The following is a 12,441-nucleotide window of genomic DNA, read 5'->3' on the forward strand; positions in this document are numbered from 1 at the left end:
TCACTCGGTCTCCGTCACCTGCTGTGGCCTCAGATAGAAGTGGGTAATGGTGCCGTCACCAAACTTGCTGAAGAACGCGCTGACTTCACTGATGCGACGCAAGCTACGGCGGCGGCTCACCGGATCCCGCACCAGCACCTGGATGCCATCGAAGTTCTCACCAATGCGGGAGAACTTTGCCCGCATGGTGCAGGTCACCACATCCGCTGGCGGAAGTTGTAATTCCCGGGCCAGCCAGTGACGGTGGGCACCAATTTCGTCTTCCCCCAGGTTCTCCCTGGTGTCCAGGTGCCGCAGCTTAACCCGGTCCACGATACACCGGGAATAGCTTTCAGGTCGACGGCGGGCGATGCGCCGGAAGGCTTCCCAGAAAAAGCTGTCGGTCAGGTCGGCGAAGTACTGCATGTCACTCAGGCATGTATTGACCCACTCGAAGATTTCCGGGTCTTCCAGTGCTTCATTGATGGCCTCCCGCAACAACCAGTCAAAACCCAGCGCGGTCTTATGGGCATAGACCTTGCGATACATCTGGTGGCGGCTGTATACGAAGTCCTCCAGTGCTCCCAGTCCCTTGTGGGTGATGGCGAGACCCAGCCAGGGTGTACGTGTATCCCAGCCGAAACGCAGGTTGCTGAGCAGGTGATCCAGGTTGAAACCGCCAATGGTCACGGAGGAGTGGAAGCCATCCCGCAGCATATAGTCTGCCCGGTCAGCGTCGATTTCCCCGGACACAATGGATGACAGCATCGTCATGACCAGCGCCGGGATATCCGCCCGCCGTAATCGACCGGCCTCAGAATCCTCGCCGGCGATAAACTCCCAGAAGGTATGGGCATGGCGTGAAAAGGCCTCACTGGGGATTACCTCGGTTGTCTCCATGATCCCCATAACGTCCTGCGCATGCAGTCCGGCCTCTTCCAGGTCAATGCTGGTGAGGATGTCGTGGGCCACCCGCACCGAATAGTGCTCGTGTTCCAGTTCTTCCGGTGGTGCCCGGAAATAGGTCCGGTAATCCGCACCTTCCCAGAGCTGTTCAAAACGACCGGGCTGGGCCATCAGGTCGTGGATGCGCCTGGCCTGGGTAAACTGGTGGGAAAAGCTGGAGTGCCCGCTGTCGTGGAGCAGGCAACCCAGGCGAATGGTCTTGGACAGGTAGTCAATCGCGTCCAGCTGGCTGAGGGTCAGGTCGACCTGCTCGCTGAGTTGTCTTTCTCGCAGGTAGGCATCGATCATAGCCCGGAACATGCGGCCGCCAACGTGCATGACTCCAACGCTGTGCAGAAAGCGGGAGTGGGTCGCTCCGGGAAAGACCAGGCTCAGGATGTCATTCTGGCAGATATTCCTTAGTCTCTGGAACAGCGGATGGTCGATAACCTGTATTTCGTGGCGATACAGGGGAATGCCCCCGTGAACCGGATCCATGATGATCTTGTCATAGGCTCCGAGAAGGTCGTTTACCGCCCTGCGCATGATGAAACCTCGCGGGAAAACAGTGTGGCACTTGTTATATCACACCACCGTGCCAGAATACCCGGTATAAGCAGTGGCTTATCCAGAACAAGACCCGAGATGACTTTGAAGGCCAACGAATGACATCGCGCACCGAGCGCATACTGATTATCGACCCGGACGAGGCTGCCCGGGCAGAACTCGACCGTTACCTGGTGTCCCGGGGATTCTATGTGCATGGCTATGGCAGTATCACCGAGGCTCGTCGACTGTTTGAGGACCGGCCACCGGATGTCATCTTTGCGGACCTGCCGCCAGCAACCATCTCCGAGCTTACTGCCTGCCTGAAAGACGAAAGCGGCTTCCTTCCGCTGATTGCCTATTCCCACGCCAGCGAGGCCAGCCAGGTCATCGAGGCCTTGCGTGCCGGCGCGGCGGACTTCATCCTCAAGCCGCTGTCGGACAGGTCCGTGGTAGAAGATGTGCTGGGCCGGCTGTTTGACCGGGTGCGGGTCCACCGACTTAACCAGCTTTACCGGCAAGAGCTTGAAGAAGCCAACTCCGACCTCAGGGAAGGCATCTCCGAGTTGCGGGCGGACCAGCGGGCCGGGCGCAAGGTGCAGATGAAAATGCTGCCGGACCGGCAGGTCATCCTTAACGGCCTTGCAATTGATCACCTGATCAAACCGTCCCTGTTCCTGAGCGGCGATTTTCTTGACTATTTCCGTATTTCCGACGACGAAACCCTGGTCTATATTGCCGATGTCTCCGGGCATGGTGCCAGTTCTGCCTTCGTGACGGTGCTGCTCAAGAACCTGACCAACCGTCTGCAGCGAAACCTGCGTCGGGGTTCCTCAGATGACATCCTTTATCCGGCGCGGTTTCTTCAGCGTATCAACTCGGAGTTGCTGGATACCGGCCTCGGCAAGCACGTCACGGTATTTGTGGGCATTATCTCCGCGTCCAGGCGAACCTTGCGCTACGCTGTCGGTGCCCACTTCCCGATGCCGGTGATTGCATTTGAAGACAGTGAGACCCGTTTCCTGGAAGGTTCCGGACTCCCGGTGGGACTGTTTGAGGACCCGGAGTGGGACGAGTATGAGATTCCCTTACCGGGGCCGTTTCACCTGATGCTGTTCTCGGACGGTATACTGGAAGTACTGGAAGCGGAGAATCTGGATAAAAAGGAACGGCAACTACTTGAACTCATATCAGGAGGCCGTCACACTATCGCATCGTTGAGTGAGGCTCTGCACCTTGAAAGCACGTCAGAGCTTCCGGACGATATAGCGATCGTGTCTGTCACCGATATAAGACTGACCGATCCGGATCTGCAAGGTGTATCGGTCACTGATGCCGGGAAGCCGGCGGGTGTCAGGTAAGCCAGGCTTACCGGGCGTTTCCGTTTTGTCGAACGACTGGCAGTAGAAGACATGGCTGGCTACAAGATTCTGCAGGCTGAGAAGCAGGGGATTTACGTCCTCAAGTTTATTGGAGAAATCCGTCTCAACCTGTGCTCGACGCTGGACAACCTGGTGGAATCCATCACGTCCGATCCCGCGTTCAAGACCGTGGTAATCGATCTGACCGAAACCGAGGTGATTGACAGTACCACCCTCGGACTGCTGGCCAAGATAGCCATGGCCGCCAAGCGGCAGAGCCATTTTCTGCCAACCCTGATTTCCACCAATCCGGACATCACCCGAATCATCACGTCGATGGGGTTTGACCGGATTTTTATTATTGTGCGTGAGCCTGCCTCGCGTATCGAGGAACTCGAAGAAATTCCCGTGCTGCGTGCCAGTGAGCAGGAAGTACGGGACAAGGTACTGGATGCCCACCGTGTACTGATGGGGCTGAACAGCCGCAACCGGGAAGAGTTTCACAACCTGGTTCGTGCCCTGGAGTGTGAGGATACGGGCTGAGTTCAGCACAGGCGCCAGCTACGCCCAATGACACGACAGGGCCGATACGGAAGCACTATGTCTGAAACTACACGGCCCGGTAACGGGCACACCTCCGCAAACACTTCCCGGTCATCTGACAGTAAACACGACGTTGCCGTCCTTGGTGGCGGCAGCTTCGGCACTGCCATGGCCAAGGTGTTGTGCGAGAACGGCCACCGTGTGCATTTCTGGATGCGGGACGAGCAGCAAGTCCAGGAACTGAAGGAGAATCGCACCAACAGCCGTTACATGCCCGATGTCCGCATCGAGGGCGATCTCCTGCCCACCACTCGCTTTGCCGAGACCCTCGCGAACGCCGAGATCGTGTTTGTTGCCATTCCCAGCAAGGCCTTCCGGGATGTCATTCGCGCCCATGCCGGCGACTTCCGGCCGAACCAGATCGTCATCAGTCTGACCAAGGGGATTGAGCGGGACGGTTTCAGGCTGATGAGTGAAATTCTCCAGGAAGAAATCCCCCGTACACGCATCGGTGTATTGAGCGGCCCCAACCTGGCCGCTGAAATCGTCAACCGGGAGTTGACTGCAACGGTTATTGCGGCGAAAGACCCGGACGTAAGGCGAACCGTCCAGGAGTTGCTGGGCTGTGATTATTTCCGGGTCTATGCGAACGTCGATATCTACGGGGTTGAGCTGTCGGGGGCGCTCAAGAATATCTATGCCATCGTGGCGGGAATGGGAGCGGCCCTGGATCTGGGAGAGAACGCCCGAGCCATGTTGCTCACCCGCAGCCTGGCCGAGATGAGCCGCTTTGCGGTGAGCCTGGGCGCGAATCCCATGACGTTCATGGGCCTTGCTGGCATAGGCGACCTGGTCGTAACCTGTACCTCCTCCAAGAGCCGTAACTTCCGGGTTGGCTATGCGGTGGGCAAGGGCGCCCGCCTGGAGGACGCCGTGGCGGAGCTTGGCCAGGTAGCCGAAGGCATCCATACACTGTTACTGGTCAAGGAAAAGGCAGAGAGCGTGGGCATCTATATGCCATTGGTACGGGGCCTCTATGACATCCTCTATGGCGGCGCCTCCATAAAGGCCGTTATCAATGGCCTGATGACCGCTGTCCAGAACTCCGATGTGGAGTTCATTCTTCCCAGAACCCTGGCAGGGCAGCGCTGAGTCGTGAAAGTACTGGTGATGCGCCATGGTGAAGCCGGCTGGCACTCCGTTGACCAGCAGCGCGAGCTCACCGAGACAGGGCGCTATGGAACGGGCAGGGTGGTTCACCAGATTGCAGAGTCCCCCTGGCGTCCCCGGGAGATCTGGTGCAGCACCTTGATTCGTGCTCGCCAGACCGCCGCAATAGCTTCCGAGATACTCAACTGCAGGGTCACCGAGAAACCCTTCCTGGCACCGGATGACGATCCGGGCCTCTGCCTGGATGCGCTGCTGGAAGAGTCGCCGGCAACTCGGTTGTTGATTATCTCCCACATGCCCCTGGTGGGTGCCCTGGCTACGCTGCTTGTGGATGCCCATCGCCAGGGCATTCCGTTCATGACCAGTCAGGCCGTCGCCCTGGAGATGCCGGTGGTGGGCCCTGGCTGCGCCGACCTGAAAGCCCAGTTCCTCCCCTGATTCCTGGTCATGCCTTACCGCCGGACGGCTTCGTGACAGGGCCCGATGACGGGTTGCAACTTTCCGTGTCCGGCCCCATTTTTACCCCATAAGATGACTTAGCCCGTATCGTTTCAAAAATCCTTCAGGAGAGACCCATGAGCCAGGACCCGAAACGTCTCGCAGATCAGGTGAAAGCCGCTGCAGAAGGTGCCAGCCTGCCACCTATCGAAAAATGGAACCCGGAGCTTTCCGGCGATATCGATATACGAATCGCCCGCGACGGAAACTGGTATCACGAGGGCGAACTGATCCAGCGTGAAGCGATTCCGCGCCTTTTCTCCACCATCCTTCGGCGTGAGGATGACGGCGAGTACTACCTGGTTACGCCGGTAGAGAAATGGCGCATCCAGGTGGAAGACACACCATTACTGGCCCACAGTCTGGAAGTGGCCGGAACCGGCGAAGAACAGGTTCTGGCAGTGACCACCAATTTCGGCGAACGCCTGTTACTGGGCCAGGACCATCCCCTTGACGTGGGCACCTATAACAGTGATGGCAGCCCGCGCCCGGTCGTTCAGGTGCGGCGCGGACTGGAAGCGAGGCTGGTTACTGTTGCCTATTACGAACTGGCAGACCTCCTGGTCGAGCAGCCCTCCGGTGATAGCGCAGCACTTGGAGTCTGGAGCAATGGTGAATTTTTTCCGGTGGGTAACGGTTGAAATACGCCCGCCCGGCTCCACCAATGGGTGCAACACGGTAGAAAACGCAGTCTGACCCTTGTTAGACTGTCTTTTAGATCTTGTTACCGAGCCCGGCTCTCTAACGAGGCCCGGTGGTCGTTAGTTCCTCTGTGCAGTCCGACTGTTCAAGATCATCGATCATCCGTTTTTACATTTACAGTCATTGCGACATGCAAGGAGAAACCATGGCCCAACCTCGCGTTGTTACCATTCACTACACACTGACCAATGATCAGGGAGAAGAGCTGGACTCCTCCCGCGTGGAAGGTCGTGAGCCACTGTCGTATCTCGAAGGTGCACAGAACATCATCGGCGGGCTGGAAAGCGCGCTGACCGAAAAGGACTCTGGCGACCAGGTCAAGGTATCCGTTGCCCCGGCCGAAGGTTACGGCGAAAAGAACGACGAACTGATTCAGCCGGTTCCGCGTTCCGCGTTTGAGGGTGTCGACACCATTGAGCCTGGTATGCAGTTCCAGGCACAGACCCCGGGTGGCCCCCAGATTGTTCGTGTCGTGGAAGTCAACGACGAAACCGTCACCATTGATGCGAACCACCCGCTGGCCGGCGAAACCCTCCACTTTGACGTGGAAGTGGTAGAAACCCGTCCGGCAACCGACGAAGAGCAGGAGCACGGTCACGTGCACTGATGCCTTCCGTCAAGGTTGCGTAAGAAGCGGCTCCTACGGGGCCGTTTTTTTATGTCCGCAGAAAAGCCGGCTGCCAGAGAGGGGCGGGCGTATTCTACGGGCACAAAAAAGGCCGGAGCGAACCCCGGCCTTACTGCTATCCGATACGCTTTTACATGTTCGGGTAGTTGGGACCACCGCCGCCTTCGGGCGTCACCCAGGTGATGTTCTGGGCCGGGTCCTTGATATCACAGGTCTTGCAGTGAACACAGTTCTGGGCGTTGATCTGGAATTTCTTGCCACTGCCGTCCTCCGCTTCTATTACCTCGTACACACCAGCCGGGCAGTAACGCTGCGCTGGCTCGTCGTACTTGGGCAGATTGTGCTCGATGGGAATCGACGGATCCTTCAGCCTCAGGTGAATCGGCTGATCTTCCTCATGGTTGGTGTTGGAGATAAACACCGAGGAGAGCTTGTCGAAGGTCAGGGCATTGTCCGGCTTCGGATAGTCGATCTTCTTGCACTGGTCCGCCGGCTTCATGGTGGCGTAATCCGGAACGGTATCACGGAAGGTGATCGGCAGCGGACGCCCAAGAATGTTCTGCTCAACAAATGCAATCGCGCCCCCGACAACCTGGCCGAACTTGTGAATGGCTGGGCCGAAGTTGTGCTCCTGGAACAGCTCCTTGTAGAGCCAGCTGTCCTCGAACTGCTTCTGGAAGCCGGTGATCTCTTCACCGCTCTTGCCTTCCTTCAGGGCTTCGAAAACAGCCTCAGCACCCAGCAGGCCGGATTTCATGGCAGTGTGGGAGCCTTTGATCTTGGAGAAATTGAGCGTACCAGCGTCGCAGCCCAGCAGCAGGCCACCGGGGAAGCTCATTTTCGGCAGGGCATTCAGGCCGCCCTTGGTGATCGCCCGGGCGCCATAGGAAACACGCTTGCCGCCTTCCAGGTACTTTTTGATTTCCGGGTGCAGCTTCAGGCGCTGCATCTCATGGAACGGGCTGACATGGGGGTTGCTGTAGGACAGGTCGGTGATCAGGCCCACGTAGACCTGGCCATTTTCCAGGTGATACAGGAAAGAACCACCGGTGGTGCCTGATTCGCTCAGGGGCCAGCCGGTGCTGTGTACCACCAGGCCCGGCTCATGCTTCTCGGGATCGATGTCCCACAGTTCCTTGATGCCGATACCGTAGTGCTGGGGATCCTTGCCTTCATCCAGTTTGAAGTCGTTGATCAGGCGCTTGCCCAGGTGGCCGCGACAGCCCTCGGTAAACAGGGTGTACTTGGCGCGCAGTTCCATGCCGGGCATGTAGCCGTCTTTCTCGCTGCCGTCACGGGCAACGCCCATATCGCCAGTGATAATACCTTTCACCTGGCCATCTTCAACGATGGTCTCGGCGGCGGGGAAGCCGGGATAGACTTCAACGCCCAGCGCTTCAGCCTGTTCGGCCAGCCAGCGGCACAGGTTGCCCAGACTGATGATGTAGTTGCCTTCGTTGTGCATGTTCTTGGGAACAAAGGCATTTGGAATCTTGGTGGCCTTGTCCTGACTCTTCATCAGGAAGATGTCATCCCGGGTAACCGGAGTGTTCAGGGGAGCGCCACGCTCTTTCCAGTCCGGAAACAGTTCGTTCAGGGCAGTGGGCTCGAATACGGTGCCGGCGAGAATGTGGGCACCGATTTCGGAGCCTTTCTCAACAACACATACGGTCAGTTCCTCGCCGGCTTCCTGGGCAAGTTGCATCGTGCGACAGGCTGCCGAGAGACCCGCAGGTCCTCCGCCGACGATCAGAACATCAAATTCCATTGATTCGCGTTCCACGTTGGTCTCCTCAAACATCTCATCAGTTGAACAGAAGGAATCTGGCACGTTCGGGCGCCGACCGGATTCAGCCGGGGCAGGTGATGCGCCGGGCACACACTGCGTCTGTCCCTTCATCTATTTGGTTTATTGAACATGTCACATGTTCGTGGCCAGGGCCCGGCGTGGCGTACCCGCGCTCAGGGCAAAGGGCACATATTACCGGACAACTGGCTGATAAACGACAGTTTAACCTGCTTTTTGCTTAGTTCAAACGCTCGTTTGAATATGGTGCCGGTTTCTGGCAAGGTTTGAACGCTCCGGTTACTACCCCGATCAGGAGGAAACCAACCGGATAGCAAGCAAAGCTAATCTTACCATATTTTGCGAAACAGTGTTTCAATAACGCAATCAAAACTGGCTTTTCAGGGTCAAAATCAGAACATGCGATCCGGAAAAATACCGCAAAAAAGCCCTGAAATGCCTTGCAAAGCCGCCGCAATGCTGCATTTGCTATTGACCCACCGGGTCTTTGCCTTCAGTATTATGGCGCCCTGACAGCAGGTCCAACGGAGTTTTGCTGTTTGAATCAAGGTTCGGCCGCGGCGTCGCGAGCGGTCGGAGCGACAGGAATCATGAATGCTCTGGTGTTGCCAGCCCTGGCGGTTCGTTTCCCGGGTGGTTCCGGCGAGAGTCTTTCTGATTACGAGTCATTAAACCCATCGTAGAAGAACGAGGAATCTATGAAGGTTCTGGTCGCTGTAAAACGAGTTATCGACTACAACGTGAAGGTGCGCGTCAAGCCGGACAACTCCGGTGTTGATCTTGCCAACGTCAAGATGGCAATGAACCCCTTCTGTGAAATCGCGGTTGAAGAAGCGGTTCGCCTGAAGGAAAAGGGCGTTGCCAGCGAGATCGTCGTGGTTTCAATTGGCCCGAAGGCTGCCCAGGAGCAGATCCGCACAGCCCTGGCCCTCGGTGCTGATCGCGGTATCCACGTGGAGACTGACGAAGAAGTCCAGTCCCTGGAAGCTGCCAAGCTGCTGAAGGCGATTGTCGAGAAGGAAGAGCCGAAGCTGGTTATCCTCGGCAAGCAGTCCATCGATTCCGACAACAACCAGACTGGCCAGATGCTGGCCGCCCTGACCGGTATGGCCCAGGGTACCTTCGCGTCCGAAGTTGTTGTAGATGGTGAAAAGGTCAACGTAACCCGTGAAGTTGACGGCGGCCTGATGACCGTTTCCCTGAACCTGCCGGCTGTGGTCACCACTGACCTGCGTCTGAATGAGCCGCGCTACGCTTCACTGCCGAACATCATGAAGGCCAAGAAGAAGCCGCTGGACGCCACCACCCCGGCTGACCTGGGTGTCGATATGGCCCATCGCCTGGAAACCGTCAAGGTTGAGGCGCCTGCCGCACGCAAGGCTGGTATCAAGGTAGAAGACGTAGCCCAGCTGGTCGACAAACTGAAGAACGAAGCGAAGGTGATCTAAATGAGCATCCTGGTATTTGCTGAACACGATAACAGCAGCCTCAAGCAGGCTACCCTGAGTGTCCTGGCTGCTGCCAAGGAGATCGGTGGCGATATCGACGTTCTGGTTGCCGGCGAGAACTGTGGTGCGGTTGCCGAGCAGGCCGCGAAGGCCGAAGGCGTTAACAAGGTACTGGTTGCCGACAACGCTGCCTACGGTCACAACCTGGGTGAGAACCTTGGCGAGCTGGTCGCCGAAGTAGGCAACGGTTACAGCCATATCCTGGCTGCTGCCGGTACCACTGGCAAGGACTTCATGCCGCGCGTTGCTGCGCTGCTGGACGTTGCCCAGGTATCCGACATCATGGGCGTCGTTGACGCTGACACCTTTGTTCGTCCGATCTATGCCGGTAACGCCATCGCGACCGTCAAGTCCAAGGACAGCACCAAGGTGATCACCGTTCGCCCGACCGCGTTTGATCCGGTTGCCGGTGAAGGCGGCTCCGCTTCTGTCGAGAACCTGGACGTGGTCAAGGACGCCGGTATTTCTTCCTTTGTCAGCGAAGAGCTGGCCAAGTCTGACCGTCCGGACCTGGCAAGCGCCTCCATCGTTATCTCCGGTGGCCGCGGCATGCAGAACGGCGAGAACTTCAAGATGCTGGAGCAGGTTGCTGACCTGCTGGGTGCGGCTGTTGGCGCATCCCGCGCAGCAGTTGACGCCGGCTTTGTGCCCAACGACATGCAGGTCGGTCAGACCGGCAAGATCGTTGCTCCGCAGCTGTACGTTGCCGTAGGCATCTCCGGTGCTATCCAGCACCTGGCTGGTATGGGTGACTCCAAGGTGATCGTTGCGATCAACAAGGACGAAGAAGCCCCGATCTTCCAGGTTGCCGACTACGGTCTGGTAGCTGACCTTTTCGAAGCTGTTCCCCAGCTTGAAGAGGAACTGAAAAAAGTCCTATAAGGGCTTGTTTCAGGTTAAAAAGGGGCGCTTCCGGGCGCCCCTTTTTTGTCCCCGGACGAAAGAAACGTCCCGCTTTCACCATGCCCGCATTCGCTCTGCTATCCTTGCAGACTCCCGGACCATATTGACCAACTTCCCCTCACCCCAAAGGAGCAACTGCCATGGAAACTCCGTTTGATATCGTGCTGTTCGGCGCCACCAGCTTTATCGGAAAGATTCTCACTCGCCGGATGGCTGAACGTCATGGTTTTGGAGATGGGAAGGACTCACAGGGTAACGAAGGAAAACCGGTACGCTGGGCCATTGCCGGTCGTTCCAAGGCAAAGCTGGACAGTTTGAAAGATGAGCTGGGCCCGGCAGCCGTCAACCTGCCCATGCTCATTGCAGATGCCGGCGACGAGGATTCGCTGAACGCCATGTGCGAACAAACCCGGGTCGTTGTCTCCACCGTGGGCCCCTACGCGCTTCACGGCGAGCCCCTGGTCCGGGCCTGTGTAGAAACCGGGACGGACTATTGTGACCTGACCGGTGAAGTGCAGTGGATACGCCGGATGATCCAGCTTTACGAGGAGAGGGCGAAGGTCACCGGCGCAAGGATCGTTCATTGTTGTGGTTTCGACTCCATTCCTTCCGACATGGGAGTATGGTACCTGCAGCAGGAGGCCATCTCCCGTTTTGGCCAGCCCTGCCAGCGCGTGAAAATGCGAGTAAAGGCCGCCAAGGGGGGTCTTTCCGGGGGAACCGTCGCCAGTCTGATGAACGTCATCCAGGAAGCCGCCTCCAACAAGGCACTTCGCAAGGAGTTGGCGAACCCCTTTTCCCTGTGTCCGCCAGATCATCGGTCCGTCACCCGCCAGCCCAACGTCACGGCGGCGGAGTTCGACCAGGACCTGGAATCGTGGGTGGCACCGTTTCTGATGGCCGCTATCAATACCCGGGTGGTGCACCGCTCCAACGCATTACTGGACGCCTGTTACGGAACCGAGTTCCAGTATGACGAGGCAATGATGACCGGGCGCGGCCTGAAAGGACGGGGAAGGGCGCTGGCAGTTGCCGGTGCCATGGGCGGTTTTGCCCTGGCAACCGCCATCAAGCCCACCCGCTGGGCCCTGGAACGATTCGTGCTGCCGGAACCCGGCGAGGGTCCGGACCAGGCAGCCCAGCAAAAAGGCTTCTACGACCTGCGATTTATTGGCACCACGGAGGGTGGCGAGAGCCTGACGGTCAAGGTGACCGGCCAGGGCGATCCGGGATATGGTTCCACCAGCCGAATGCTCGCCCAGGCGGCGGAATGTCTTGCCTTTGATGTGGCAGAGGATGCAGTGGGCGGGTTCTGGACGCCGTCGAGCCTGATGGATGGCGACCTGCTGAAGCGATTACAGGCCAACGCGAAGGTAACGTTCGAGGTTTTGACAGCCTCGACTGCCTGAAACCCACAGCACCCTGCAGCCCCTGTTCTACAGGGGGCTGTTAACTTTCCATTCTCTCGAACAGTGCCGCCATAATGTCGTCCATCGTCACGAACCCCAGCAGGCGGTTGTCTTCCAGTACCAGCAGACGTTTCACCCGGTGGTCGCTCATCAGGGCAGCCACGTGGCGCAACCCGAGACTTTCGCCAACGCTGATTACCGGCTTCGCGCAGACGTCGTAAACGTTGAGCAGGTCGATATCACCGTCTTCTGCAATTACCGTCTTGAGAATGTTGGTGTAGGTGATCAGCCCCCAGGCATCGTGCTCGTTCTGTTGTTCTACCACCAGCGATTTCACACCATGTTGCTTCATCAGGGTTATCGCCTCCCGGATGGTGGCAAAGGGCGACACCTTGATTACTTCCCGAACCATCACGTCCCTAACTGTCAGCATCAGGTGGCT

The 12,441-nt window shown here is 57.9% G+C and carries 12 protein-coding genes; 9 read left to right on the forward strand and 3 right to left on the reverse strand.

The window, feature by feature from the left end; translation table 11 throughout:
- Window positions 1-1,470 (reverse strand): HD domain-containing protein, encoded by a 1,470-nt coding sequence (locus LJ360_RS09995; protein ID WP_091850457.1) that lies wholly within the window; start codon window positions 1,468-1,470, stop codon window positions 1-3.
- Between the two features lie 119 nt (window positions 1,471-1,589).
- Here LJ360_RS09995 and LJ360_RS10000 point away from each other — a divergent pair, with 119 nt between their 5' ends.
- The 6 genes from LJ360_RS10000 to LJ360_RS10025 all read left to right on the forward strand — a co-directional run bounded on the left by LJ360_RS10000 (window position 1,590) and on the right by LJ360_RS10025 (window position 6,351).
- Window positions 1,590-2,831, forward strand: coding sequence for a PP2C family protein-serine/threonine phosphatase (locus LJ360_RS10000; protein ID WP_264993867.1), 1,242 nt, complete (start codon window positions 1,590-1,592; stop codon window positions 2,829-2,831).
- 51 nt (window positions 2,832-2,882) lie between these two features.
- The gene (locus LJ360_RS10005) at window positions 2,883-3,374 is read left to right on the forward strand and encodes an STAS domain-containing protein (protein ID WP_091850461.1); all 492 of its coding nucleotides are present in this window, start codon (window positions 2,883-2,885) and stop codon (window positions 3,372-3,374) included.
- A 168-nt stretch (window positions 3,375-3,542) separates the two neighbouring features.
- Window positions 3,543-4,526, forward strand: coding sequence for an NAD(P)H-dependent glycerol-3-phosphate dehydrogenase (locus LJ360_RS10010; protein ID WP_264996022.1), 984 nt, complete (start codon window positions 3,543-3,545; stop codon window positions 4,524-4,526).
- A 3-nt stretch (window positions 4,527-4,529) separates the two neighbouring features.
- Window positions 4,530-4,982 (forward strand): SixA phosphatase family protein, encoded by a 453-nt coding sequence (locus tag LJ360_RS10015; RefSeq protein WP_264993868.1) that lies wholly within the window; start codon window positions 4,530-4,532, stop codon window positions 4,980-4,982.
- A 137-nt stretch (window positions 4,983-5,119) separates the two neighbouring features.
- On the forward strand, window positions 5,120-5,683 hold the full coding sequence (locus LJ360_RS10020) for a DUF1285 domain-containing protein (protein ID WP_264993869.1): 564 nt from the start codon (window positions 5,120-5,122) through the stop codon (window positions 5,681-5,683).
- Between the two features lie 206 nt (window positions 5,684-5,889).
- A complete protein-coding gene (locus LJ360_RS10025) occupies window positions 5,890-6,351 on the forward strand; it encodes an FKBP-type peptidyl-prolyl cis-trans isomerase (RefSeq protein WP_264993870.1) in 462 nt (153 codons plus the stop codon).
- A 151-nt stretch (window positions 6,352-6,502) separates the two neighbouring features.
- On the opposite strand, the gene LJ360_RS10030 is transcribed toward LJ360_RS10025, so the two are convergent.
- Window positions 6,503-8,155 carry an electron transfer flavoprotein-ubiquinone oxidoreductase gene (locus LJ360_RS10030; RefSeq protein WP_091850586.1) on the reverse strand — a complete coding sequence of 551 codons (1,653 nt, stop codon included), beginning with the start codon at window positions 8,153-8,155 and terminating at the stop codon, window positions 6,503-6,505.
- Between the two features lie 722 nt (window positions 8,156-8,877).
- On the opposite strand from LJ360_RS10030, the gene LJ360_RS10035 reads away from it, so the two are divergent.
- The 3 genes from LJ360_RS10035 (at window position 8,878) to LJ360_RS10045 (ending at window position 11,999) form a co-directional block, all read left to right on the forward strand.
- A complete protein-coding gene (locus tag LJ360_RS10035) occupies window positions 8,878-9,627 on the forward strand; it encodes an electron transfer flavoprotein subunit beta/FixA family protein (protein WP_091850471.1) in 750 nt (249 codons plus the stop codon).
- Window positions 9,628-10,569: an electron transfer flavoprotein subunit alpha/FixB family protein gene (locus LJ360_RS10040; protein WP_264993871.1), complete on the forward strand. Its 942-nt coding sequence runs from the start codon at window positions 9,628-9,630 to the stop codon at window positions 10,567-10,569.
- Window positions 10,570-10,730: 161 nt separating this feature from the next.
- Window positions 10,731-11,999 carry a saccharopine dehydrogenase family protein gene (locus tag LJ360_RS10045; protein ID WP_264993872.1) on the forward strand — a complete coding sequence of 423 codons (1,269 nt, stop codon included), beginning with the start codon at window positions 10,731-10,733 and terminating at the stop codon, window positions 11,997-11,999.
- Window positions 12,000-12,039: 40 nt separating this feature from the next.
- On the opposite strand, the gene LJ360_RS10050 is transcribed toward LJ360_RS10045, so the two are convergent.
- The gene (locus LJ360_RS10050; protein ID WP_091850478.1) at window positions 12,040-12,432 is read right to left on the reverse strand and encodes a CBS domain-containing protein; all 393 of its coding nucleotides are present in this window, start codon (window positions 12,430-12,432) and stop codon (window positions 12,040-12,042) included.
- Window positions 12,433-12,441: the final 9 nt, after the last annotated feature.

It is taken from the genome of Marinobacter sp. AN1, from assembly GCF_026013985.1.
GTDB lineage: Bacteria > Pseudomonadota > Gammaproteobacteria > Pseudomonadales > Oleiphilaceae > Marinobacter > Marinobacter segnicrescens.